Raw genomic sequence first — 25,462 nt, forward strand, 5'->3', positions numbered from 1 at the left:
ATTTTAATTTTTTTTTTTTAAGAGCAAGCATCTGTCTTCAAAAACATTTCCATCTTCATCGAGTGCCATCAAGATTTGTTTTTTTTGCCTGTAGTTGATAATTAAATAGATCCAGACAAAAAACCAAATTCCCATCGTGATGCAGGAAAGAAAAAGATGAAAGGAATGATCAATGTTTTTTGTCTCTTTAGCTAAAACCACATATGGCAATTTGTTGTTTTGTTCTATGATTTTAAAACCAGAATGTAGTTTGTCAGAAAGCCTTTTGTGAAACTTAACAAAATCAGCTTCTGAATTTAATTGTTGACTTTTCATTTCTATTTTTTTTAAAAGGTTTGCTACTCTTTGTTATTACAATATCAATTAAGTTTAAAAATTGTTACCCCATTTTTTTAAAAAAAAATATAATACAACTGTATTTCAGATTGTTGCTATTGATTTGTTTCAGATTCTTTTTTTACATTAGCCAATAAAATTTTTCTGTATGGCGAATAACATAATTCATAGCGATCAGATGTATATAGATGGGCTTGCGAGTAATAACTCGGCAATTATTCAATCTATTTATAAAAAATTTGTTCCAAAAGTGGTTTCTTACATTAGGAATAATTCAGGAGATGAAGATCAAGCCCAAGATGTGATACAAGAAGTTCTTATTGTGATTTTTAATCAAGCCAAGGCTAATAAACTGCAACTAACTTGTCCGTTTGATGCGTATTTTTTTTTATTGTGTAAAAGAAAATGGCTGAATGAACTGAAAAAATCTTCTAATAAAGGGGTAACAATTAGTGATGAATTTATATCTACTAACGAACCTGTCGAGGAATTACTCGCCCAAACTGAAATCTTTGAAGAAAAACAGCAACTTTTTGATCTAATGTTCGAGAAGCTTGGTGCCAAATGCCAAGAAGTTTTAAAGTTGAGTTTTACATTAAAATCGATGGAAGAAGTAGCTGAAAAATTGCAAGTTACTTATGGTTATGTTCGCAAGAAAAAATCATTATGTACCGGACAACTAACACAATGGATTCGAGAAAACAGTCTTTTTAAATCATTTAAAATCAACTAATTATGAAGGAGGAAAACTATATTGTATTTGATCAATATCTTCAGAATGAAATGACACTTACGGAAAAAATAGCTTTTGAAAAGCAACTTTCTGAAGAACCAGAAGTTGCTGCAGATTTTCAAAATTTTAAAGAAGTACAAGCCCAATTAGAAAATAAATTTACAGTTGATGCAGAACGCAACGCATTTAAAGAAAATGTAAAGTCAATTGCGAGAACGCATTTTAAACCGAATAAAAAGGTAATTAAGCTAAAACCGTGGTTGTATTTAGTTGCGGCTTCTGTAGTTCTTTTGTTGGGATTGTTTGTTTTTAATGCCAATTCAAATCCAAATTTTGAAGATTACAATCATTTTGAAACAGCTCATTTTGTAGAAAGAGGTCATGAAACTACATCTTTGAAACAAGCTGAAGAAGCATACAATGCCAAAGATTATTTAAGAGCAATACCGATTTTCGAATCGATTTTAAAACAGAATAAAACTGCTGAAATTCAATATTTTTATGGTATTTCATTATTACAAACTAATAAAATTCAGGAAGCAGAAGGCGTGTTTAATGGGTTAAAATTAGGAAGTTCGGTGTTTAAAAATAAAGCACTTTGGGGTTTGGCATTAATCCAATTAAAACAAAAAGAATTTAAAGTTTGTAAAGATATCTTGTTGACAATTCCTTCGGATGATGAGAATTATGAGCAAGTACAAGACTTATTAAACAAGTTAGATTAATTTTTTAAGATAAAAGAATAATTATTTAAGATACAAAAGGCATTCTTTATTTAAAAAGGAGTGCCTTTTGTATTCGGTATAAATTATAAACCAACAGTATTTGCCTTTAATTACATTGGGAATTTTTAGGTAATAGTTGTATTTTTGTAAGCTAATATTTTTGATACCTAATGATAATAACCGATACACATACGCATCTTTACAGCGAAGAATTTGATCAAGATAGAGACGAAATGATGCAAAGCGCACTTTCAGCCGGCGTTTCCCGTTTCTTTATTCCAGCTATAGATTCTACTTGCACCGAAAGTATGTACGAATTAGAAAAAAACTATCCTGAGAATGTCTTTTTGATGATGGGTTTGCATCCAACCTATGTTAAGGAAAATTATCTAAAAGAGTTACTGCATGTAGAATCTGAATTAGAGAAAAGAAAGTTTTATGCTATCGGAGAAATTGGTATTGATTTGTTTTGGGATAAAACGCATCTTGAAGAACAAAAAATCGCTTTTAGAAGTCAAATACGATTAGCAAAAAAATACAAACTTCCTATTGTTATTCATTGTAGGGAAGCTTTTGATGAAATTTTTCAAATTTTAGAAGATGAAAAGTCAGAGGAACTATTTGGTATTTTTCACTGTTTTACAGGAACACACGAACAAGCATTAAAAGCAATTTCCTATAATATGAAATTAGGAATTGGTGGTGTGGTGACTTTTAAAAATGGTAAAATAGACCAATTCCTGGATCAAATTGATATAAAACATATTGTTCTAGAAACAGATTCTCCTTATCTGGCTCCCATTCCCTATCGAGGAAAAAGAAATGAAAGCAGTTATATATCAGCTGTAGTTGAAAAGTTGGCGCAAATATACAGCCTTTCGGCTAATGAAATTGCGTTGCAAACTACTGAGAATTCCAAAGCTGTTTTTGGGATTTAAAGTAGAATTGACATTATTTAGATATTTTTTTTGTTCATTTGCCAATTAAATAATTGAGAACCAAAATGCAGAGATTTGACGCTATTCGGCCTTTTTATGATTCCGAAATAAACGAAGCACTTCAAAAAGTTAGTAATCATCCAATGATGAAAGCCTTGATGAATTTTACTTTTCCCGAGGTTGCAGATGAAGTATGGAAAGAACAACTTCATAAAACGCATTCTATCCGCGATTTTCAGTGTAATGTTATCTATCAATCCGTGCAAAGAGTTTTAGAAAAAAGCTCGGATGGACTAACTACTTCCGGTTTTGAAAACCTTCAACCCAACACTTCCTATTTGTTTATTTCGAACCATCGCGATATTCTTTTGGATACCACTTTATTGAATACGGCTTTATTTGAGAATAAATTGGTGATGACCGCATCAGCAATTGGAGATAATTTAGTTAAAATGTCATTCTTGAATACATTAGCTAAATTAAACAGAAATTTTTTAGTACAACGAGGCTTAACGCCAAGGGAAATGCTACAAAGTTCAAAACTTTTATCAGAATATATAGGGCATTTGTTGCAACACGAAAACCGTTCTGTTTGGATCGCACAACGTGAAGGAAGAACAAAAGATGGAAATGATGAAACTAATCCTGGTATTTTAAAAATGCTTGGAATGGGATCTGATGAGAAAAACTTGATGGATTATTTTAAGAAAATTAAGATCGTTCCTGTCTCTATTTCCTATGAATATGATCCTACAGACGCTTTAAAGATGCCTCAGTTAATGGCAGAAGCCAATAATGAAGTTTATGTAAAGGAGAAAAATGAAGACTTTATGACCATTTTGAGCGGTGCTCTAGGCCAAAAGAAAAGAATTCATATTCACATTGGAACTGTTTTAGATAAGGAAATTGAAGAAATAAAAGCTATTGGCGAAAGTTCAAATAAGCAAATAGTTACTTTGGCTCAAGTGATTGATGATGCTATATTAAGCAATTATAAATTATGGCCTACTAATTTTATCGCTTATGACATTGTAAATAAAACCAATAAATACGCACATCTATACACTGAAAATGAAAAATCTCTGTTCGAACGCCGACTAGAAATGCGAATCGATCATGATAATCCAGTGGCTTTAGAGGGTTTTCTAGCAATGTATGCGAATCCTGTTGTGAATAAATTGAAATACCACGATGTCGTATAAATCTAAGATACTTTTAATCTATACCGGTGGAACAATTGGTATGAGGAAAGATTTTGAAACCGGTGCATTAAAAGCCTTTAATTTTAGTAAATTATTGCAACGCATACCAGAATTGAAACAATTAGACTGTGAGATCGAAACGCTTTCTTTCAAACATCCTATTGATTCCTCGAATATGAATCCTAAAGAATGGGCTAAAATTGCCACTATTATAGAGGACAATTATAGTTCATTTGATGGTTTTGTGGTGCTTCACGGTTCTGATACCATGTCTTATTCAGCATCGGCATTGAGTTTTATGCTAGAGAATTTGGCTAAACCAGTAATTTTTACGGGTTCGCAATTGCCTATTGGTGATTTACGTACCGATGCTAAAGAAAATTTAATAACGGCAATTCAAATTGCTTCCTTAAGAAAAGACGACAAGCCTGTTGTTAGTGAAGTTTGTCTTTATTTTGAATACAAATTATACCGAGGAAATAGAACTACAAAGATAAATGCAGAACATTTTAAAGCGTTTACCTCGCCTAATTATCCCGATTTAGTTGAATCTGGGGTACATTTAAAACTGAATTCAGAACTATTTTTACCTTGTAATAAAATAAGTGAACTTAGAGTGCATAAGGTTTTAGACAGCAATGTAGCTGTTGTCAAAATGTTTCCTGGGATTACCACTGCTGTATTGTCAGCTATTTTAAATATTCCAAGTCTTAAAGGGATTGTTTTAGAAACTTATGGATCAGGAAATGCTCCTACCGAAGATTGGTTTTTAAATCTTTTAAAAAAAGCAATAGCGGCTGGTTTGTATGTGGTAAATGTTACGCAATGTGCTGCAGGAAGTGTGAGTATGGGACAATATGAAACGAGTACAGGAATGAAAGAAATAGGAGTGATTTCTGGTAAAGACATTACTACCGAAGCTGCAATTACAAAATTAATGTTTTTATTAAGTCAGAACATAGCAGTAAAAGACTTCAAAACTGTTTTTGAAACTTCGTTAAGAGGTGAAATGATATAATAATTAGATTTTACTTTTCTAACTCATTTTTTTTCGTGTTCTTTGCAGCCGTAATAAAATAGAGAGGTGGCCGAGTGGCTGAAGGCGCACGCTTGGAAAGCGTGTATATGGCAACATATCGAGGGTTCGAATCCCTTCCTCTCTGCAAAGATAAAATGCTTCCTGATAGGGAAGCATTTTTTGTTTTAGAACGTGTCAAACTTTTTAGTTTAGCAAAACTATAAGACTAAAAAGGTTTGAGTATCGAATGCTACGTTTTATTTATTGGGTATAGAATACTTTGTGGTATTAACGCTGTAATCCTTTTAAAGCTTTTCCTTTTTAAAGTTGAATAAATGCTTTAACCTAAGTCAAAAATCATGAATTTTCAATTTTAAATACCAAATCTACTGAACTGCCGTTTTCTAAATAATGCTTCAATCTTAGTAAGTTTTATATATTTAATTTAAAACCATTTAAAAACTCCAATATCTTATATTTGTACTGTTCTAAAGGAATTATAAAGAGAATCAATCATTTTAAAAACATAAACATATGCGGTTATTTATAAGTTGTTTTCTTTTTCTCTCTTTTTTTTCTGTCTTTGCGCAAGAAAATTCAGCTCCTGAACTGGTTCCGATTGTCAAAGTAGATTCCTTGTATAGAGAAGATCAGTTTTATTTTGCAGTTACTTATAACACGCTAGCTAATAAACCATCGGGTTTGTCTAAAAGTAAATTCTCCTCTGGGTTTTCTGGTGGATTTTTGAGAGACATGCCAATCAATAAGTCAAGAACGGTAGCTATTGCTTCTGGAATAGGGCTTTCTTATTCCAATTATAATCAGAATTTATCGATTACTTCTTCTTCAGATACTCGTTTATATTCCATCATAGACAGTGATGTAAATTACTCTAAAAATAAATTTTCGCTACTTACTTTTGATGTTCCTGTAGAATTTAGATGGCGAACATCTACTTTTGAAAGTCATAAATTTTGGCGAATTTATACAGGGATAAAGTTTAGTTATCTTTTGTACGACAAGTCGGTTTTTAACGGTAGTGGTGGTAAAGACAAAATTACTGGAAATAGCGATTTTGATAAATTGCAGTATGGAGCGTACATTTCATCAGGATATAACACAATAAATCTTTACGTGTATTATGGTTTAAATCCCCTGTTTAAATCAGCCCAAATAGATGGTGAAGATCTTAAAATGAAGGCACTTAATTTTGGAATTATTTTCTATATTTTATAACCAAAGGAGCAATAACAATAATTGCGGTACAGCGCCAATGCAAAATCCTACAACTAGTTCTTTGTGCGTATGTGCATTCATCTCTAGCCTAGATGAAGCAATAATGCCATTGAGTAAAATTAATAAGGAGATAAAAATTATACTTTGAACTTGAAAGTGCATGCTCAATCCAATTACAAAAACGGTTATAGAACTAATGGCTATCATGTGCAGGCTGGCTTTGCTTTTTAGAAATAATAAGATTAGAGCTAAAAGAGTACTCATCAATCCTCCTAATAGGAAAAAATGCAATTCGGGATAGCGATCTATAGTAATGCTTTTTCGTACTAATAATATAATCAAGAAGCAATGCACAATTAATGGAATCTTTCTTTGAGATATTTTGGCAATCATAATTGTATCAATGTTTCCCGTGGCTCGCAAAAGTAAAAATACTAGTGCTGGAATAATAAGGGTAACAATTGTGACCTGAAAAAAAACAAATATTTTTTCTTGTATTACAAAATTAGCATCATTGTAAAAAAGATAAAATAGCGTTGCCAAAGCCGGTATGAATATCGGATGGAAAATATAAGAAAATGAGGGAAGTATTTTTTTCAAGCTTTTTGTTTCTTTAACTAGCAAATATAAGTAATCTGTCAAAAAAATCACAATTTGTGAGTCTTCTTTAGAGTTGTTAAATAAGGTTTTGCAACGGTAATTCTAGGAAATGTAAGTCTTGGTTTTAAAAAGAAGTCTTATTTTTGATAAAGTTTTAAGTTGATCTCAAAGAGGAATTTTTTTCTCTTATAAAATAAACACACACACCAATCTCATAGTGTAATGAATTCAAAAATTCTTAATAGCATTCAAAAAATAGCAACAACATTTGTAGACAATCAGTTTGATACTAGTTTAGAGACCGTTTCTATTGATAGCCGCTCTTTACAAAATGGCTCCCAAACTTTATTTTTTGCTTTAGTTGGTTCACATACAAACGCACACGTATATGTAAATGATTTAATAAAAAACGGAGTTCGTAACTTTGTTGTTAATCATATTCCGGAAGGATGCGAAAAAAAGGCCAATTTTTATCTTGTCGCAGATACCCTGATCGCTTTGCAAGAGTTTGCTGCTCAATACCGCGCTTTGTTTGATTTCCCGATTATTGGAGTTACAGGAAGCAACGGTAAAACTATCGTAAAAGAATGGCTTAATTTCCTGTTAAGCCCAGATTACAATGTGATTAGGAGCCCCAAGAGTTACAATTCCCAAGTGGGAGTTCCGCTATCTGTTATTGCAATAAATGAACAACATAATTTAGGGATTTTTGAGGCTGGAATTTCTACTAATTCAGAAATGAGTCGTTTAGAAAAAATAATTCAACCTACCATAGGATTATTAACTAATGTAGGTTCTGCTCATGATGAAGGTTTTCTCAATTTAGAGGAGAAGAGAAAAGAGAAAATGTTGCTTTTCAAAAACTCAGAGGTTGTCATATATCAAATTAAACAGAATGATGTTTCGGTTATCCTTTCAAAACAAAATGCATTCACTTGGAGTTTTGAAAAGAATCAGGCTAGCGTTTTTATCGAAAAAATAAAGAGTAATGACAAAACCGAATTAAAAGTTTATTATGGTAATGTATATTTTGATTTGCTCATCCCATTTCAAGAGGAAGCTTCTATAGAAAATGCCATTTCTTGTTTAATGGTTTTATTGTATTTTAAGTACGATCCGATTACGATTCAAAATAGAATGCAGCTTTTATATCCTGTAGAAATGCGACTGAAAGTAAAAAATGGAATTAACAATTGTAATATTATTGATGATAGTTACAGCTCTGATTTTCAATCACTAAAAATCGCTTTAGATTTTCTAGAAAGCCAAAAACAGTCCGATAATAAAACAGTTATTTTATCAGATATTTTTCAGAGTGGTCTTTATAAAGAAGAGTTGTATTCAAAAGTCGCCGATTTGATTGTTTCTAATAATATAACTCGTGTTATAGGAATAGGAGAAACGATTTCAGAATTTAAAGACAAATTTGCCAATTGTATTACCTATAAGAACTCGGCAGATTTTATAGCAGACTATGATAATTTAGATTTTAATAATGAAACTATTTTAATAAAAGGCGCGCGATCTTTTGAATTTGAAGCAATAGTTTCGCTATTAGAAGAGAAAACACATGAAACTGTATTAGAGATAAACTTAAATGCAATAAGTTATAACTTAAATTTTTTTAAAGCAAAACTGCAACCAAATGTAAAAATTATGGTAATGGTAAAAGCTTTTGGTTATGGTAATGGTGGATTTGAAATTGCCAAATTGCTAGAGCATCATAAAGTTGATTATCTTGGAGTGGCTTTTGCCGATGAAGGTATCGCACTAAAATCGATGGGAATACAAATGCCAATCATGGTTTTGAATCCTGAAAACACTAGTTTTAGTGCAATCATACAGCATCAATTAGAACCCGAAATCTACAGTTTTAAAGGGCTTCGTGCTTTTCTTAAAATGGCTGCTCAAAAAGAGTTGAAAGAATTTCCAATTCACATAAAAATAGATACGGGTATGCATCGTTTAGGTTTTGAAGCCAATACTATCGATGAGTTAATCACTACTTTAAAAGGAAATGCTACCGTTAAAGTAAAAAGTATTTTATCTCACTTGGCCACAAGTGATGATTTTTCACAAAAAGACTTTACGCAATCACAAATTGATTTGTTTGAAAAGTTATCTTCTAAATTAATGTCGGAATTAAAAATTAAGCCCATTCGTCACATCTTAAATACCTCAGGGATTAGTAATTTTTCGAATTCCCAGTATGATATGGTTCGACTAGGAATTGGTATTTACGGAGTTTCTAATGATCCAGAAGAGCAAAAAAAACTGGAGAATGTAGGGACTTTAAAATCTATTATTTCTCAAATTAGAATTGTTTCTGAAGGAGAAAGCGTGGGTTATGGTCGGAAATATAGAGCTCAAAAATCTACCAAAATAGCCACTATTCCTATTGGTTATGCCGATGGGATTTCAAGAGCTTGGGGTAATGAAGTTGGATTTGTGACTATTAAAAACAAAAAAGCTACCATTGTTGGAAGCATTTGTATGGATATGTTGATGGTCGATTGTACAGATATAGATTGTAAAGAAGGAGATTCAGTTATTATTTTCGGACAAAATCCTTCAGTGAATTTTATGGCTCAACAATTAAATACCATTCCTTATGAAATTCTGACAAGTATTTCTCAACGAGTTAAGCGAATATTTTACAGGGAGTAGGTTTTTTTTAGATATAAAATAATCAAATGTTAAATTTTTAACTATTTTTGTTTTTACGCAAAGTAAATTTAGGTATAACAAAAAAAAGAAAAGTATGGGATTTTTTAGCGATTTTAAAGCATCTTTAATGAAAGGTGACGTTTTAAGTTTAGCAACTGCTGTAGTAATGGGTGGTGCATTTGGTAAAATTGTAGGATCTGCTGTAGATGATGTTATTATGCCAATTGTTGGTTTGTTAACAGGAGGAATTGATTTTACACAAAAATTTATTACTCTTGACGGAAATTCTTATCCAGATTTAGCGGCTGCAAAAACGGCTGGAGCTGCAGTGATTACCTACGGAAATTTAGTTCAAGCAATTATCAATTTTGTAATTATTGCTTTCTTTATTTTTATTGTTTTAAGAGCTGCTGAAAAAGCAAGAAAAAAAGAAGTTGTAGTAGTTGTTCCTCCAGCAGGACCTACACAAGAAGAATTGCTTATTCAAATTAGAGATTTGTTAAAAAAATAATCTTTTTTTTAAACTAAATAGCATTGGTAAAGCCATCTCAACGAGATGGCTTTACTTTTTTAAATAAGTAAGAGAAACTGTATTTAAATCCAGTTGTTACATTTTAAACAATTTGTTATTTTTTGTTAACCGCCTTGTTTTGATTTTAATATTACTTACTTTTGTTTTTTTAAATTGATGTTCAAAATTAAAAAGATACTATGAAAATAGCTGTTGTTGGTGCTACCGGTATGGTTGGCGAAGTAATGTTAAAAGTCCTGGCCGAAAGAAATTTTATTTCCGATAATGATGATTTAATTCTTGTTGCTTCTGAAAGATCAGTAGGAAAAGAAATAGAATTTAATGGGAAAAAAATCAAAGTGGTGGGTTTACAAACTGCTGTAGATCTCAAAGCAGATATTGCTTTATTTTCAGCAGGTGGCGAAACGTCATTAGAATGGGCTCCAAAATTTGCAGCTGCAGGAACAACCGTTATTGACAATTCATCTGCATGGAGAATGGATGCTACCAAAAAGTTGATAGTTCCAGAAATCAACGCTAGTGAATTGACAAAAGAAGATAAAATTATTGCAAATCCAAACTGTTCTACCATCCAAATGGTTTTAGTTCTGGCTCCTTTGCACAAAAAATACAAAATCAAACGCGTGATCGTTTCTACCTACCAATCCATTACAGGAACAGGTGTAAAAGCGGTACAACAATTAGAAAATGAATATGCAGGTGTTAAAGGCGAAATGGCTTATAAGTACCCAATTCACAGAAACGCAATTCCACAATGTGATTCATTTGAAGAAAATGGATATACAAAGGAGGAAATGAAATTAGTTCGTGAGACTAAAAAAATTCTAAGTGATAATACTATTGCTGTAACAGCAACCGCTGTTCGTGTGCCTATCGTTGGTGGTCATAGTGAGGCTGTAAATATAGAGTTTGCAAACGATTATGATTTAAGCGATGTCAGAAGTATTTTGCATCATACTGATGGGATTGTAGTTCAGGATAATAATGACACATTTACCTATCCAATGCCTATGTATGCTCAGGGTAAAGATGATGTATTTGTAGGTAGAATTCGCCGTGACGAAAGTCAGGAAAACACATTAAATATGTGGATTGTTGCTGATAATCTAAGAAAAGGTGCAGCTACTAATACAATACAAATTGCGGAATATTTAGTTGCAAACAAGTTAGTATAAAACAACGAGATTAAGAAAATATTAAAAAACTACAACTTTTACGGTTGTAGTTTTTTGTTTTACTACATTTGCCAAACATGAAAAAGAATAAACTCATAGTAAGTCTTTCTCTGGTTATTACAGTATTGTTCTCGATACTGTTTCAATCAGTGCATACCTATGAGCATATTGCAAAACAACTTTCAGAAAAGCATTGCGATCATAAATACAACGTTTCAGGTACAGAAATAACCCATCAGCATCATAATGCAGACCATTGTTATGTTTGTCATTTTATTACAAGCAGCTATCTTACTCCCTTAGATTTTTCTTATAAATTATATTCTGTTGCTGGCGAAATACCCTATTTTAAAAGTAAGATAGAAACTGTTATTTCGTTCTCTGGTAGCAACTATTCCCTTCGTGGTCCTCCTGTAAATAGCTAAAATCATTTTATTTCTACACAAAATCATTACTCTGAATTTGTGGGATATTTTTATTATTTACTAAATCATTCCTACTTCGAAGATACATTTTGAATACTTCGATCGTAGGTAAATTACAATCATTTTAATGAAAAAATTTATTATAGCCTTATTTTTAGGGCTGTCTGCTATATTACAGGCTCAAAATTCTATTTCTGGAACCGTAACTGATTTGTCAAACCAACCCATAAAAGGAGTTTCAGTTTCATTGTCAGAATTGCATAAAGAGGCGACTACTGATGAAAACGGAAAATATTTAATTTCGGATTTACCCAATAGAAATCTTAGGATCACTTTTGCCTTTTTGGGATTTGCAACGCAAAATAAAACAATAAGAACTGCTCTTAAAGAAAATGAACTAAATATAACACTTGAAGAAGCAATTTTTCAAATGGACGAGGTGATCGTTTCAACGGCTTTTAATAAGATTCAATCACAAAACGTGATGAAAGTGGAGCATGAAAGCATCAAAAACCTACAACGCAAAGGAACAGCAACTCTAATCGAAGGATTGGCTACCATTCCTGGAGTTTCTCAAGTTTCAACAGGAACTTCTATAGGGAAGCCTGTTATTCGAGGTTTAAGTGGAAACCGTGTACTAGTATATTCGCAAGGCGTTAGAATAGAAAACCAACAATTTGGAGATGAGCACGGTTTGGGTTTAAATGATTCGGGTATAGAAAGTGTTGAGGTAATCAAAGGTCCAGCTTCTTTACTTTATGGTTCTGATGCTTTGGGTGGTGTTTTATATTTTAACCCAGAAAAATTTGCCAATGCCAATACTTTTAAAGCCAACTTTAGTCAAAAATATTTTGCTAATACTCAAGGAAGTAATTCTTCTTTGGGACTAAAAACAAGTACCGATAATTGGAAATTTATGACACGCGGAAGTTATAATACGCATTCTGATTATAAAATTGCCAATGGCGACCGAGTAACTAATACACGATACAACGAAACTGATTTCAAGACAGGTGTAGGATATAATAACTCTAGTTTTTCTACTGTATTGCGATACAATTATAATAAGTTGGACTTAGGGATTCCAGAAGAGGGAATTGAAGAACAAACGACAAGTAAGAAAACAGAATTTCCAAAACAAGGAATCTTCAATCATTTGTTGAGTTTAAATTCAATACTTTATTTTAAAAATTCAAAGTTGGATCTTGACTTGGGTTACATTGCCAATGACAGAAGCGAGTTTGAAGACAGTAATGAAGCTGCCTTACACATGAAATTGAAAACCTTTAACTATAGTGCAAAATATCATTTACCAAAACTAGGAAGTATAGAAACGATTGTTGGGCTTCAAGGAATGCATCAAACCAATAGAAACTCCGGAGAAGAATATTTAATTCCTGATGCTGTGACTAATGATTTTGGAGTTTTTGGAACCGCGAATTACGAATGGAATACCAATGTCTTGCAAGCAGGATTACGTTTCGACAATAGAAACATTACAACAGATGCTCAAGGAATTGCAGGAGAAGAGGGCTCTTTTGAAGCGATTAATAAAAGCTACGATAGTTTTAATGCTTCTTTGGGATACAAAACAAGTTTGACAGATGATTTGACTTTACGTTTAAATGTGGCTTCTGGATTTAGAGCGCCTAATTTAGCGGAGTTAACTTCTAATGGAGTTCATGAAGGAACCAATCGTTATGAAGTAGGAAATAGCGATTTAAAAACAGAACAAAACGTACAAACAGATGTGAATTTAGAATATAAAAACAGTCATTTTGAGTTTTTTGTAAATGGTTTTTACAATCACATCAATAATTACATTTATACCTCTCCAACAGGAGAAATTATCGATTCTAATTTAGTTTTTGATTACATACAAAATAACGCAAAATTGTACGGAGGTGAAATAGGTTTGCATTTTCATCCACATCCATTAGATTGGTTGCATTTCGAAACTAGTTTTGAAACCGTAACTGGAGAAAAAGAAAATGGAGAATACTTGCCATTAATACCCGCTAATAATTGGGATAATACCATTAGAACCGAATTTAAAATTAAGAATTGGTTGGAGGAAGGATTTGCTACGTTGAATGTTTCAAGTACTTTTAATCAAAAAAACGTGAGTGGTTTTGAAACGAAATCAAACGGTTACACTTTAGTAAATTTAGGATTGGGCGGAACAGTCAAATTAGGAAAAACACTATTTGATGTCAATATCAACGGTAATAATTTACTGGATAAAAAATACATTGCACACCTTTCTCGTCTTAAAACCGATGGAATTCCTAATATAGGACGCAACATCGTTTTGGGAATCAATTTTAATTTATAGAGTAATACAAAAAAAGCGCTTTTCAAAAGAAAGCGCTTTTTGGTTTTATTTAAGACTTTCACATACAAACCGCAGGCACAATTTTCCTATGTTTGTAACAACCTAAAACAGAATCTAATGAAAAAAACTTTTTTAATTATGGCTGTGTCTTCTACATTGGCAACTTTTGGTCAAGATCAAAAAGCAACTACAATGAAATATCCACAAACCACAAAAGGGACAACTGTCGACGTTTATTTTGATACTAAAGTAGCTGATCCCTATCGATGGCTAGAAGATGATAAATCTGCCGAAACGGGAGCTTGGGTAAAAGCTCAAAATGAAGTTACCTACGATTATTTGTCTAAAATTCCTTTCAGAGATGCGCTAAAATCACGCATGGAAAAATTATGGAATTATGAGAAAATAGGTGCACCATTCAAAGAAGGTGAATTTACGTATTACTATAAAAATAATGGTTTGCAAAACCAATCGGTTTTGTACAGAAAAGATGCCAAAGGAAACGAAACTATTTTCCTAGATCCAAATACTTTTTCTAAAGACGGAACTACTTCACTTGGAGGTTTAGACTTTTCTAAAGATGGATCTAAAGTAGCTTATGCAATTTCTGAAGGCGGTAGTGACTGGAGAAAAGTAATTATTATGGATGCAATCTCTCAAAAAATTATCGAAGATACTATTGTGGATGTAAAATTTAGCGGCGTTTCTTGGAAAGGGAATGAAGGATTTTATTACTCTAGTTATGATAAACCTAAAGGAAGCGAGCTATCGGCAAAAACAGATCAACACAAACTGTATTTTCATAAATTAGGAACGGCACAAAAAACAGATAAGGTTATTTTTGGGGCAGATAAAAAACGCCGTTATGTTGGCGGAAGCGTTACAGAAGATGATCATTATTTGGTAATTACAGCAGCAAATTCTACTTATGGTAACGAATTGTACATTAAAGATTTAACAAAAGCCAATAGTCCTATTGTAACTATCGTTGATAACTTCAAAAGCAGTAATGCTATTATTGAAAACGAAGGCACAAAATTATTTATAGATACAGATTGGAATGCGCCTAACAAACGCATTGTAACGGTTGATGTAAATAATCCAAAACCAGCCAACTGGAAAAACTTTATCGCAGAAACAGAAAACGTATTAACGACTTCAACGGGTGCTGGTTATTTCTTTGCCAATTACATGCAAGATGCCGTTTCGGTAGTAAAACAATATGATTATTCAGGGAAACTAATTCGTCAAATCGAATTGCCAGGAGTAGGAACTGCAGGAGGTTTTGGTGGTAAGAAAAAAGAGAATATACTTTACTATTCGTTTACCAATTATATTACGCCAGGTTCTACGTATTCATTTGATGCAAAAACAGGAATCTCTAGCATTTATCAACGACCAAAAGTAGATTTTAAGAGTGAACAATACGAATCAAAACAGGTGTTTTATACCTCTAAGGACGGAACCAAAATTCCAATGATTATCACTCATAAAAAAGGATTAAAACTGGACGGAAAAAACCCAACAATTCTATATGCTTATGGTGGTTTTAATATTAGCTTAACTCCAAGTTTTAGTATTGCCAATGCCGTTTGGATGGAAAACGGAGGAGTTTATGCAGTACCTAATTTACGTGGTGGTGGAGAATACGGAAAAAAATGGCACGATGCAGGAACTAAAATGCAAAAACAAAATGTATTTGATGACTTCATCGCAGCGGCAGAATACTTAATAGCTCAAAAATATACATCTTCTCAGTATCTTGCCATTCGTGGCGGATCAAATGGTGGCTTGCTTGTAGGGGCAACTATGACACAAAGACCAGATTTGATGAAAGTAGCTTTACCAGCAGTGGGCGTTATGGATATGTTGCGTTATCATACTTTTACCGCTGGAGCAGGTTGGGCTTATGATTATGGAACAGCCCAAGACAGCAAAGAGATGTTTAATTATCTTAAAGGCTATTCTCCAGTTCACAATGTAAAAAAAGACATTCAATATCCAGCTACAATGGTAACTACTGGCGATCATGATGATAGAGTGGTACCAGCACACAGTTTTAAATTTGCAGCTGAATTACAAGATAAGCAAGCAGGAACAAATCCAGTTCTAATTCGTATTGATATCAATGCAGGACATGGAGCCGGAAAATCTGTTGCAGCAACTATTCAGGAAAACGTAGACATTCAGGCATTCACACTTTATAATATGGGCATTCAAAAATTGCCAGAGTCTAAATAATTCTCCTTAGTTTTACTTTTTTAAGGAGCTATTTCCTGCTGTACACTGTATCCCCGCTAAAAAGCGGGGGATGCCGTTTCCATCAGGGCTAGGGTCTTTTGCTTAAAACAATTTTAGTTTTCAATAAAACGCTATTCGTAAGAATGGCGTTTTTTGTTTTATGTAATATGGCTTTCTTATTTTGATTTAGCTATTTATAATTTTAAAACAGCTGAGGTATATTATCCAATTTACACTCTAAAACAAATACAATAAGCATTGTTTTTTCATTTTCGGAAAAATCATTATTTTCTTTTAATTTTTTCACAATGTTTTATTAATGCAGTCGTTTTTTGATAACCTTTTCGGTAAATTTGAGAGACAAACATTAAATAAATAGAACATGACAGTACAAATCAACACAGACAATAACGTAGAAGGACACGCACGTTTAAAAGCATATATTTCAGAAGAATTACAAACTGCTTTAGCTCGTTTTGAAGATAAAATAACTCGTTTAGAAGTACATCTTGGTGATGAGAATAGTGATAAATCAGGAACCAACGATAAACGTTGCCTTATTGAAGCGCGTCCGATAAATATGCAGCCTGTTGCGGTTACAAATCATGCCGACACTACTGAAAAAGCATTTCATGGTGCATTGGATAAAATCAAAAAAGTATTAGAAACCACTTTTGAAAAAAAGAAAACGTATTAAAAAGTACTGTTTTTGGTATAAAAAAAATGACACGATCTTACTTTTAGATCGTGTCATTTTTTTTATGGAATCAAGAAGTGATTAAACTTTAGATTTTAGAAAATAGATTTTTGGTCACTATTTTTTCTTCAATTAATTGTAAAACTCTTATTTAACTTTATTTTCAAATAAAATGGAGGCTAGCTTATCATCTCTTTTATACACATCATCATAAAATCGGATAATGCCATCATCACCTACCCAAGATGTAAAATAACCAATATAAACTGGAATTTTGTTCTTAAGCGTATACCAATATTCGTCTCCACTATCCATTTTGGCATTAATTTTTTCTGCATTCCATTTGGTGTCGTATTTCATGATTGCAGCGGCAAGTTCTCTTGGCTTTGCCACTCGGATACATCCATGACTAAAGGCGCGAGTGTCTCTATTAAACAAATTTTTTGAGGGAGTATCGTGCAAATAAATATCATTCGAATTGGGAAATAGAAATTTCACTAATCCTAATGAATTTGATGTTCCCGGTTTTTGCCTCACAGAATTATTATTCCATTCCATATTATGTTGTGCTAAATAATTTGGATTTTTTTCGATAGCAGGAAGAATTTCTTTTTTCAAAATACTCGTTGGTACATTCCAGTAAGGTCTAAAAACAATGTATTTCATTGGAGCGCTAAAAATAACGGTTTTATTCATAGTCTTGCCCACAACAACTCTAGAGTGTAATTCGGGTTTACCGTCTCTAAAAAAAGTTAATTCGAAGGCAGGAATATTAACCACGATTAATTCTTTCGATTTAGTAATATCATTCGAAATCCATCGGCAACGTTCCATATTTACCATAATCGTTTTGATGCGTTGGCTAATAGGAACATTCATGTATTTAATATGTTCTGGCAAAATCGTTTTATTTATAGCATTCCCGCTACTCTTTTTAAAGTTCAAAACGCCCGCTGCTAATTCTTCATCATAAACCATACTTTTAGAATCACTAGAAATGGCATCGGTAACAAATAAATATTTTCTTATTTGTGCAATTGCTGTTGCACTATCGCCTGGTACATACGACTTTACTTTAGGATTTAGCGAGATCGTGTCCCAGCCTCCTTTTTTTTCTATTTTTTGGTATTTTTGCAATACATCTTTTAAAAGATAATACTGTTTTAAAACGCCTTTCTCTTCCTTATTAATCAAAGATGGATCTACTAATAAAGAGTCTAAAAAATGAACATAACTTTGTTTTTTTCGAGGCAAAAACCATTCTAAATCATTAGTTTTTTGATTGTCGATACCAGCATAGACTTTTCGTGCGTAGAAAAAGTACAATGACGAACTTAATAACTCGGTATCTACATTGGCTTTTTTATTGTTTTCTGGATTGCTATAAATTGCATCAAATTTTTCTTTATAAGGAATCACAGTCTCTACGCCTTCTGAACTTAGATTGTTTACTTTGTTATAAAGCAAACCAGAAAATTCGTTAAGACCATCTTTATCAAACCAAATATAATGAGATTGATGCTTGCGATAAAGCTCTTCTACTTCTGCTTGATAGGAAATTAGATCCGGATATTTCTGGAAAAAAGTTTTAATCTGTGTGCTATCAAAAGCAACTTCAATGGTGTTTATAGTAGCTGGAACTATTGCAGGTTGACTCTCAATTTTCTTTTTACAAGAAACCAAAACAAATAAAAATGTAAAAGTAATCAGGAGTATAGGAGTAATTTTTTTCTTCATAAATCTAATTTTAATGTGTTTAGAATACACTAAATCAATAGCAAAAGTACATCAAATCTAGTGCTGAATTACTTGTTTAAAATAGTGCCAATTTTTCAACTTAAAAATTAATTATTGAATACCAATTAATCCGAATGTTTTTTTTAACTTAAGCAACTGGTTATCAATAATTACTTTAAAAATAAGCCAAGAAAATGATACGTTTAATAGCGCATTTAGGTTTTTAGAATCCAATAATTATGTAATGTCTGTTCCACATTATATAAAAAAAAAATAACTCTCAAATGATTTAAACGGATTCCAGCATTTTTTTTAAAGATATAAAAATAGCAAAAACTTTGTCTTGTTTTAATTAATTGGTAATAAGTTATTTACTGTCATACTCATGATTTGTTTTTTGACATTAAATAATTAAAAAGCTTAGGTAAAAATAATTTTAGAGAACAGTTTCTAGCTCTCAAACGTCATAAGCTACTAAATTTAGCTACCTTGTATTCAAATTAGAGAACAAGCATCGATGAAACAATTTTGGAAGCATAGCTCAGTTTATAGTGAAGGAGCAAGTTTTAGAAAAATAATTAAATACACTGTATTGTTTTTTCTAGGATTGGTCCTCCTTTTTTTTCTATCTGCTATAGGTCTTGCTTTTTATTTTAATCATAATAAAGCAAAAATAGTTACACAAATTAATGCTAAGATTAACGATAATATCACCGGAACAATTCACATCAATGATATCAATTATAAATTTCTAAAAGGATTTCCAAATATGACTTTGGCTTTAAGTCAAGTAGAATTAAGAGATAGTTTGTATTTTTTGCATAAACGCACTTTGCTGAAAGCAGATGAAATTGAGGTTCGAATGAATGTATTGGGTTTGCTGCATAATGAAATTAGTATCGATAAAATTGAAATTCAAAGGGCGACAATCCATTTGTACAAGGGAAAAGACGGAATTGTAAATACAGCTATTTTTAGACCCAAAGCAAAAATTGATAAGTCTAAAAGCGCTGCCACTTCCACCTTTAACGAAATTGTCTTTGATGAGGTTCATTTCATTTCAGAAAACCAACTCGGAAATAAATTATTTGATTTTAATATCATTGCACTTCGCAGCAGAATAGATTTTGATAACGAAAATTGGAACACCAATTTGTATTTAAAAACGCTTGCAAAAAGCATGGCATTCAATACTCAAAGAGGTAGTTTTGTCAGGGATAAAATAGTTGAAGGCGTGCTAAAAGTTAGTTTTTCCGAAGCTAAAAATAAAATTAGTGTGGCTACAGATAAACTTTTAATTGGTGAAGAAATCTTTAATATCAAAGCAAATTTTAGTTTAGATAAAAACAAATCACCGTTTGATATTGCTATAAAAACGACCATTTTATGGCAGAATGCTTCTGCTTTATTAAGTGCAAATATCAGCAACAGAATTAATCAGTTTGATTTAAAAAAGCCAATTCCTGTTCTTTGTACTATTATTGGTGATATGAATGCTGTTGGAGATCCTGAAATTAAGGTAATAACAAAAATAAAAAATAATAAACTTAAAATTCCAGATGGTATAATTAACGACTGTAGTTTTGAGGCTAGCTTTACCAATCAATACGTAAAAACTACCGCTTGTAATGATGTAAATTCGACTATTACATTAACTAATTTTGAGGGGAAATACAAAACGATTCCTTTTAAAATTCCAATTGGGATTATTGCGAATTTTGAAAAGACAATTGTTGCGGGCACTTTTAAATCAGATTTTGAAGTTTCGCGGTTGAATGAAATTATTCCCAAAGATTTTATGCATTTTTCTGATGGTCAAGCCAATGTGAATCTAGATTTTAAATTTGGTGTTTCCAATTTAAGAATTCAAAAACCTCTATTTACCGGAAATACAACCGTCAAAAATGCAGTGATATATTACGGACCAAGAAATCTAACTTTTGTAAAAACCAATATTGATCTTGATTTTACTGAAAAAGCACTTATAATAAAAAAAATAAATTTTAACGACCGTCGCAACGCCGTTTTTATGCATGGAAAAATAGATAACTTCCTGACTCTTTATTACGATAATCCTGAAAAAATGATTGTGAATTGGGATATTTATGCTCCATTTCTTGATGTGAAACAATTTGCTGGAGTAATTACGAATGCTAATCATAAAAAAATAATTACCAAAAAAGACGACAACAATTTTTCTGATAAAATGTATTCTGTAATTGATAAATGCCAAGTGCTATTAAACCTAAAAGCAGATAAAATGGTTTATAGCAAGTTAGAGGCTACGAATGCAAATGCCTTGGTTTTATTAGCTAATAATCAACTAATTGTAAAAAACGGTTCGGTAGCAAGTGCAGGTGGAACGATTACATTTGATGGAAAACTAACTCCTGATTCTGATACTTTTTTGATGCAATCTAACGCACAAATCAATAAAGTAGATATTGCTAAATTTTTGGCAGCGTTTAATAATTTTGGAATTCAATCCTTTCAACCAAAAAATTTAAAAGGATTACTAAATGCCTCCGCTTCTGTTTCGGGCAGATTGCTTTCTGGCGGACAACTTAAGACAAATTCTCTTGGAGGAACAGCCAAGTTTGATGTGAAAAATGGTGCTCTAATTGATTTTAAGCCTTTAACAAATATAGGTAAATTCGCTTTTCCATTTAGAGAGGTAAACAACGTTGTTTTTAGCGATTTATCAGGAAATTTTAAAATTAATGGCGATTTAGTAACCGTAAAAGATTTGAAGGTAAGTTCTAATATTCTGAATTTTGATGTCGATGGAGTCTATTCTTTTGGAGCAGGAACCAATTTAGCAATGACTATTCCTCTTAGAAATCCAAAAAAAGATGAACTCATTACCAGTAATATAGAAAAAGAGGAGAAACGATATAATGGTGTCGTACTGTATTTACTAGCTATTGATGAAGGAGGGAAAATTAAAATTAGATGGAATAAAAACCACAACTAAAAATCTATTGTATTATGAAGAAATTATGTGTTATTCTAGTCGCTTTATTGGTATTAAGTTGCAAAAGTAAACAAGAAAATAAAGCAACTGCTGTAGTTGAAATTAACGAAACTATGGATGCTTGGCATAAAGCTGCAGCTAATGCAGATTATAATGGCTATTTCGAATTGATGGCTGATGATGCTGTTTTTATTGGAACAGATGCTACAGAAAATTGGAACAAACAAGAATTTCAGGCGTATGCTAAACCTCATTTTGATAAAGGAAAAGCATGGGGTTTTACCACTTTAGAACGTCATGTTTTCTTTGATAATTCTGGTAAAACGGCCTGGTTTGATGAGTTGTTAAATACACAGATGAAAATTTGTCGCGGTTCAGGAATACTAGTCAAAATAGGGAAAAAATGGAAAATACAACAATATGTGCTCTCTATGACGATTCCTAATGCTACGAGCCGTGAAGTTATAAAGATCAAAGAAGGTATAGAAGAACAATTGATAAAAGAATTAGAAAAGAAAAAGCTATAGTTTTTTGGTTATAAAACTGCCTTTATAGTTGTTAAGTATTATGAGTCGGAATTAAATTTTGCTTACTAATCGTTCAGTCATATATAATTCCTTAATTTTGCCGAAATATTATAAAAAAGTGGGAAGCAAAAATAAATTAAAGAGATTCAAAGAAAACGAGACGTTCACAAATGTTTTTCAACCTACAAGAGAGGAAGTAGTGGGAGACTTATTTCCGTTAAAAGGAAAATGGAATTCTGAATTCTTTAAAAATGAAAATCCATTAGTCCTAGAATTAGGATGTGGAAAAGGAGAATATTCAGTAGGACTTGCCGAAAGGTATCCTAACAAAAACTTTGTTGGTATTGATATCAAAGGAGCTCGTTTTTGGCGTGGTGCAAAAACTGCTGTAGAAACAGGTTTACATAACGTTGCTTTTATTCGTACCCAAATCGAATTGATCAATCATATTTTTGCAGAAAATGAAGTAGACGAAATTTGGATTACTTTTCCAGATCCTCAAATCAAATACAAACGTACCAAACATAGGATGACTAACTCTGAGTTTTTACAATTGTATAAAAAAATCCTTAAAAAAGACGGCGTTGTTAATTTAAAAACAGACAGTGAGTTTATGCATGGTTATACTTTAGGGTTGCTTCATGGAGAAGGTCACGAAGTTTTATACGCCAATCATAATGTTTATGTTAACGAAGGAAGTCCAGAAGAAGTAACTGCTTTTCAAACTTTTTACGAAAAACAATATTTGGAAGTTAACAAAGCAATTACGTATATTCGATTCAAAATCAAACAATAATTTTTTTTGAAGAGCATATCTTCGTTATGACATCCGCATTTTGACTATGAATTTAATCACTTCTTTGTTCTTGGGTTTTGTTACTGCTGTTATAGGGATTACGCCTCCAGGTTTGATCAATATGACGGCTACCAAAGTGAATTTAAAAGAAGGTAAAAAAAGTGCATATTGGTTTGTTTTAGGTGCAATTTTGGTGATTTTTTTTCAAGCTACATTGGCTATTTTTTTCGCACAATATATCAAAAGCCGTCCAGAGGTAATTGTTTTATTGAGAGAAGTAGGATTGGGTATATTTTTGGCATTAACGATTTACTTTTTGTTTATTGCTAAAAAGCCCAAAAAGAAAAAAGGTAAAATAAAGAAAAGAAGTACCTCTACACGTTTTTTTCTAGGGATGTTGCTCTCAGTTTTAAACTTTTTCCCCATTCCCTATTACGTTTTTGTTAGCGTAACCTTAGCTTCTTACAATTTATTTTATTTTGATATTACCTCTATTTTTGTTTTTGTTACGGGTGTAGTATTGGGTTCTTTTTTAGTGTTTTATTTTTACATCACCTTCTTTCAAAAAATCCAACACAAAACCGATTATTTTATGCGCAATGTGAATACTATTATAGGAAGCATAACCGGTTTAATATCAGCACTTACCTTATTTAATATTATAAAGTATTATTGGAGTTAATTTCTAAAATAAACTTTCAATATATTTTTAATCCTCAAGCCATGACAAACGACAACTTTTTTGAAAGGGTTTACGAAGTCGTTAGACAAATTCCTTACGGTAAAGTGACATCTTATGGTGCTATTGCCAAAGCACTAGGAACTGCACGTTCAGCAAGAATGGTAGGTTGGGCAATGAACGCTTCCCATAATCTAGACGATGTTCCAGCACATAGAGTTGTTAATAGAAATGGGTTGTTAACGGGTAAACTTCACTTTGACGGTACCAATTTGATGCAACAATTGCTTGAAAATGAAGGAATAGTAATTGTCAACAATCAGATCGTGGATTTCGATAAGGTGCTTTGGATTCCAGAAGTGCGATTGTAATACATTAATTGTTTTTTTAGATGTTTTTGGAATCCTTGTACTCTGAAATAGTTTTATATATTTATCAATAGGTATGGTTTTTAAATAAGGGTTTTAGTGCCAATCCATGAACATTGAAAATTTAAATGTATTAAAATTCAGTAGTTTCCCTTTTTGCTTTTCTAAAAGTACTACGTGTTATTTTTCTTGTGAAAAATCAAATAAATACGCGCAATTCTATCATCAATAAATCCGATGTAATTCCTTTATTTTAAGAACTTAATCTGTTATCTTTGTAATCTGAAATCAGTTTAAATAAAGATAATATTTTGGTGTAAAATACCAACAGAAAAAAGTAAATTCAAAATGAAATTAGATAGAAAAGACATCCTAAAAGCTTTAGAAACAATTACTGTAGCTGGAGAAGGAAAAAATATGGTAGAAAGCGGAGCAGTTGCAAATGTGATCACTTTTGGAGATGAAGTAGTGGTAGATTTAGTGTTACATACGCCAGCAATGCACATTAAGAAAAGAGCAGAAGAAGATATCAAGAAAACCATCCATGATTTAGTTTCTCCTGATGCTAAAGTTAAGGTTAATACTAAAGTAGAAGCTGCAGTTGCTGAAAATCCAAATCAGATTAAAGGAAAAGCAATTCCAGGAATAAAAAATATTATCGGAGTAGCTTCTGGTAAAGGAGGAGTTGGAAAATCTACTGTTACAGCAAACCTTGCGGTTTCATTAGCAAAAATGGGATTCTCAGTAGGGATTCTTGACGCTGATATTTATGGTCCATCTATGCCAATTATGTTTGATGTAGAAAGCGAAAAACCAGTTTCTGTAACTATTGATGGGAAATCAAAAATGAAACCGGTGGAAAGCTATGAAGTAAAAATTCTTTCTATTGGATTTTTTACTTCACCAAGTCAGGCAGTTATTTGGAGAGGTCCGATGGCTTCTAAAGCTTTAAATCAAATGATTTTTGATGCAGACTGGGGAGAATTAGATTTTATGCTAGTAGATTTACCTCCAGGAACGGGCGATATTCACCTTTCAATTGTACAAGCCTTACCGATTACAGGAGTTGTAATTGTAAGCACACCACAAGCAGTGGCATTAGCAGATGCTAAAAAAGGAGTTTCGATGTTCATGTCTGATGCGATTAATGTTCCAGTTTTGGGAATTATCGAAAACATGGCTTATTTCACACCCGAGGAATTACCAGAAAACAAATATTACATATTCGGACAAGAAGGAGCTAAGAATCTTGCTGAAGATCTTGAGGTTCCTTTTCTAGGAGAAGTACCAATTGTGCAGTCTATTCGTGAAGCAGGAGATTATGGTCGTCCAGCGGCCATGCAAACTGGTTCAGTTACAGCTACTGTTTTTGAAGAAATTACGCGAAATGTAGTACGCGAAGTGATTAGCAGAAATGAAAATTTACCAGCCACTGAAGCTGTAAAAATAACAACTATGGCGGGTTGCTCATCAGTTAAAAAGTAATCGATTAATGGCTCTGCAATTAGCAATAATAAAATT

General features: G+C 32.3%; 22 protein-coding genes and 1 tRNA gene. 20 read left to right on the forward strand and 3 right to left on the reverse strand.

Annotated elements, in window-relative coordinates:
* Positions 1-3 precede the first annotated feature (3 nt).
* Positions 4-315: a hypothetical protein gene (locus MW871_RS02010; protein ID WP_248427375.1), complete on the reverse strand. Its 312-nt coding sequence runs from the start codon at positions 313-315 to the stop codon at positions 4-6.
* 169 nt (positions 316-484) lie between these two features.
* On the opposite strand from MW871_RS02010, the gene MW871_RS02015 reads away from it, so the two are divergent.
* From MW871_RS02015 to MW871_RS02045, 7 genes are all read left to right on the forward strand, one after another.
* Positions 485-1,069 (forward strand): RNA polymerase sigma factor, encoded by a 585-nt coding sequence (locus MW871_RS02015; protein WP_248427376.1) that lies wholly within the window; start codon positions 485-487, stop codon positions 1,067-1,069.
* Between the two features lie 2 nt (positions 1,070-1,071).
* Entirely contained in the window at positions 1,072-1,794 is a 723-nt protein-coding gene (locus MW871_RS02020) for a tetratricopeptide repeat protein (protein WP_248427377.1), read from the forward strand.
* Positions 1,795-1,964: 170 nt separating this feature from the next.
* Entirely contained in the window at positions 1,965-2,732 is a 768-nt protein-coding gene (locus MW871_RS02025) for a TatD family hydrolase (RefSeq protein WP_248427378.1), read from the forward strand.
* A 65-nt stretch (positions 2,733-2,797) separates the two neighbouring features.
* Entirely contained in the window at positions 2,798-3,934 is a 1,137-nt protein-coding gene (locus MW871_RS02030) for a 1-acyl-sn-glycerol-3-phosphate acyltransferase (RefSeq protein ID WP_210645441.1), read from the forward strand.
* Positions 3,924-4,952, forward strand: a complete 1,029-nt coding sequence (locus MW871_RS02035; RefSeq protein WP_188049460.1) for an asparaginase — start codon at positions 3,924-3,926, stop codon at positions 4,950-4,952. Before MW871_RS02030 ends, MW871_RS02035 begins: the two co-directional genes overlap by 11 nt.
* A gap of 60 nt (positions 4,953-5,012) precedes the next feature.
* Positions 5,013-5,097, forward strand: a tRNA-Ser gene (locus MW871_RS02040).
* Between the two features lie 389 nt (positions 5,098-5,486).
* Complete coding sequence (locus tag MW871_RS02045) at positions 5,487-6,188, forward strand: porin family protein (protein WP_188049461.1); 702 nt, start codon at positions 5,487-5,489, stop codon at positions 6,186-6,188.
* On the opposite strand, the gene MW871_RS02050 is transcribed toward MW871_RS02045, so the two are convergent.
* A complete protein-coding gene (locus MW871_RS02050) occupies positions 6,183-6,788 on the reverse strand; it encodes a hypothetical protein (protein ID WP_248427379.1) in 606 nt (201 codons plus the stop codon). The genes MW871_RS02045 and MW871_RS02050 overlap by 6 nt on opposite strands.
* A 222-nt stretch (positions 6,789-7,010) precedes the next feature.
* Here MW871_RS02050 and MW871_RS02055 point away from each other — a divergent pair, with 222 nt between their 5' ends.
* The 7 genes from MW871_RS02055 to MW871_RS02085 all read left to right on the forward strand — a co-directional run bounded on the left by MW871_RS02055 (position 7,011) and on the right by MW871_RS02085 (position 16,860).
* Positions 7,011-9,455: a bifunctional UDP-N-acetylmuramoyl-tripeptide:D-alanyl-D-alanine ligase/alanine racemase gene (locus MW871_RS02055; RefSeq protein ID WP_248427380.1), complete on the forward strand. Its 2,445-nt coding sequence runs from the start codon at positions 7,011-7,013 to the stop codon at positions 9,453-9,455.
* 94 nt (positions 9,456-9,549) lie between these two features.
* Positions 9,550-9,966 (forward strand): large conductance mechanosensitive channel protein MscL, encoded by a 417-nt coding sequence (mscL, locus tag MW871_RS02060; protein WP_188049464.1) that lies wholly within the window; start codon positions 9,550-9,552, stop codon positions 9,964-9,966.
* A 200-nt stretch (positions 9,967-10,166) separates the two neighbouring features.
* Positions 10,167-11,162: an aspartate-semialdehyde dehydrogenase gene (locus MW871_RS02065; protein ID WP_248427381.1), complete on the forward strand. Its 996-nt coding sequence runs from the start codon at positions 10,167-10,169 to the stop codon at positions 11,160-11,162.
* A gap of 77 nt (positions 11,163-11,239) precedes the next feature.
* Positions 11,240-11,587 (forward strand): hypothetical protein, encoded by a 348-nt coding sequence (locus tag MW871_RS02070; protein WP_248427382.1) that lies wholly within the window; start codon positions 11,240-11,242, stop codon positions 11,585-11,587.
* A gap of 127 nt (positions 11,588-11,714) precedes the next feature.
* Positions 11,715-13,922: a TonB-dependent receptor gene (locus tag MW871_RS02075; protein WP_248427383.1), complete on the forward strand. Its 2,208-nt coding sequence runs from the start codon at positions 11,715-11,717 to the stop codon at positions 13,920-13,922.
* Between the two features lie 138 nt (positions 13,923-14,060).
* Complete coding sequence (locus tag MW871_RS02080) at positions 14,061-16,163, forward strand: prolyl oligopeptidase family serine peptidase (RefSeq protein ID WP_427854617.1); 2,103 nt, start codon at positions 14,061-14,063, stop codon at positions 16,161-16,163.
* Between the two features lie 382 nt (positions 16,164-16,545).
* On the forward strand, positions 16,546-16,860 hold the full coding sequence (locus MW871_RS02085) for an HPF/RaiA family ribosome-associated protein (protein ID WP_188049469.1): 315 nt from the start codon (positions 16,546-16,548) through the stop codon (positions 16,858-16,860).
* 147 nt (positions 16,861-17,007) lie between these two features.
* On the opposite strand, the gene MW871_RS02090 is transcribed toward MW871_RS02085, so the two are convergent.
* Entirely contained in the window at positions 17,008-18,597 is a 1,590-nt protein-coding gene (locus MW871_RS02090; RefSeq protein WP_248427385.1) for a L,D-transpeptidase family protein, read from the reverse strand.
* 517 nt (positions 18,598-19,114) lie between these two features.
* Here MW871_RS02090 and MW871_RS02095 point away from each other — a divergent pair.
* The 6 genes from MW871_RS02095 (at position 19,115) to MW871_RS02120 (ending at position 25,426) form a co-directional block, all read left to right on the forward strand.
* Positions 19,115-21,571: an AsmA family protein gene (locus tag MW871_RS02095; RefSeq protein ID WP_248427386.1), complete on the forward strand. Its 2,457-nt coding sequence runs from the start codon at positions 19,115-19,117 to the stop codon at positions 21,569-21,571.
* A 14-nt stretch (positions 21,572-21,585) separates the two neighbouring features.
* Positions 21,586-22,098, forward strand: coding sequence for a nuclear transport factor 2 family protein (locus tag MW871_RS02100; protein WP_248427387.1), 513 nt, complete (start codon positions 21,586-21,588; stop codon positions 22,096-22,098).
* A 118-nt stretch (positions 22,099-22,216) separates the two neighbouring features.
* Positions 22,217-22,894, forward strand: a complete 678-nt coding sequence (trmB, locus tag MW871_RS02105; protein WP_188049473.1) for a tRNA (guanosine(46)-N7)-methyltransferase TrmB — start codon at positions 22,217-22,219, stop codon at positions 22,892-22,894.
* Positions 22,895-22,940: 46 nt separating this feature from the next.
* Complete coding sequence (locus MW871_RS02110) at positions 22,941-23,576, forward strand: LysE family transporter (protein ID WP_248427388.1); 636 nt, start codon at positions 22,941-22,943, stop codon at positions 23,574-23,576.
* 41 nt (positions 23,577-23,617) lie between these two features.
* Positions 23,618-23,944: an MGMT family protein gene (locus MW871_RS02115; protein ID WP_188049475.1), complete on the forward strand. Its 327-nt coding sequence runs from the start codon at positions 23,618-23,620 to the stop codon at positions 23,942-23,944.
* A gap of 345 nt (positions 23,945-24,289) precedes the next feature.
* Positions 24,290-25,426: an Mrp/NBP35 family ATP-binding protein gene (locus MW871_RS02120; protein WP_188049476.1), complete on the forward strand. Its 1,137-nt coding sequence runs from the start codon at positions 24,290-24,292 to the stop codon at positions 25,424-25,426.
* The last annotated feature ends 36 nt before the right edge of the window (positions 25,427-25,462 follow it).

It is taken from the genome of Flavobacterium pygoscelis (assembly GCF_023162025.1).
Classification (GTDB): Bacteria; Bacteroidota; Bacteroidia; order Flavobacteriales; family Flavobacteriaceae; genus Flavobacterium; species Flavobacterium pygoscelis.

Coding starts and splice junctions, on each gene's coding strand:
- MW871_RS02025 (WP_248427378.1), top strand. CDS start 1,965: ATGATAATAACCGATACACATACGCATCTTTACAGCGAAGAATTTGAT.
- MW871_RS02070 (WP_248427382.1), top strand. CDS start 11,240: ATGAAAAAGAATAAACTCATAGTAAGTCTTTCTCTGGTTATTACAGTA.
- mscL (WP_188049464.1), top strand. CDS start 9,550: ATGGGATTTTTTAGCGATTTTAAAGCATCTTTAATGAAAGGTGACGTT.
- MW871_RS02065 (WP_248427381.1), top strand. CDS start 10,167: ATGAAAATAGCTGTTGTTGGTGCTACCGGTATGGTTGGCGAAGTAATG.
- MW871_RS02055 (WP_248427380.1), top strand. CDS start 7,011: ATGAATTCAAAAATTCTTAATAGCATTCAAAAAATAGCAACAACATTT.
- MW871_RS02075 (WP_248427383.1), top strand. CDS start 11,715: ATGAAAAAATTTATTATAGCCTTATTTTTAGGGCTGTCTGCTATATTA.
- MW871_RS02095 (WP_248427386.1), top strand. CDS start 19,115: ATGAAACAATTTTGGAAGCATAGCTCAGTTTATAGTGAAGGAGCAAGT.
- MW871_RS02090 (WP_248427385.1), bottom strand. CDS start 18,597: ATGAAGAAAAAAATTACTCCTATACTCCTGATTACTTTTACATTTTTA.
- MW871_RS02010 (WP_248427375.1), bottom strand. CDS start 315: ATGAAAAGTCAACAATTAAATTCAGAAGCTGATTTTGTTAAGTTTCAC.
- MW871_RS02100 (WP_248427387.1), top strand. CDS start 21,586: ATGAAGAAATTATGTGTTATTCTAGTCGCTTTATTGGTATTAAGTTGC.
- MW871_RS02035 (WP_188049460.1), top strand. CDS start 3,924: ATGTCGTATAAATCTAAGATACTTTTAATCTATACCGGTGGAACAATT.
- MW871_RS02110 (WP_248427388.1), top strand. CDS start 22,941: ATGAATTTAATCACTTCTTTGTTCTTGGGTTTTGTTACTGCTGTTATA.
- MW871_RS02045 (WP_188049461.1), top strand. CDS start 5,487: ATGCGGTTATTTATAAGTTGTTTTCTTTTTCTCTCTTTTTTTTCTGTC.
- MW871_RS02030 (WP_210645441.1), top strand. CDS start 2,798: ATGCAGAGATTTGACGCTATTCGGCCTTTTTATGATTCCGAAATAAAC.
- MW871_RS02020 (WP_248427377.1), top strand. CDS start 1,072: ATGAAGGAGGAAAACTATATTGTATTTGATCAATATCTTCAGAATGAA.
- MW871_RS02085 (WP_188049469.1), top strand. CDS start 16,546: ATGACAGTACAAATCAACACAGACAATAACGTAGAAGGACACGCACGT.
- MW871_RS02015 (WP_248427376.1), top strand. CDS start 485: ATGGCGAATAACATAATTCATAGCGATCAGATGTATATAGATGGGCTT.
- MW871_RS02120 (WP_188049476.1), top strand. CDS start 24,290: ATGAAATTAGATAGAAAAGACATCCTAAAAGCTTTAGAAACAATTACT.
- MW871_RS02080 (WP_427854617.1), top strand. CDS start 14,061: ATGGCTGTGTCTTCTACATTGGCAACTTTTGGTCAAGATCAAAAAGCA.
- MW871_RS02115 (WP_188049475.1), top strand. CDS start 23,618: ATGACAAACGACAACTTTTTTGAAAGGGTTTACGAAGTCGTTAGACAA.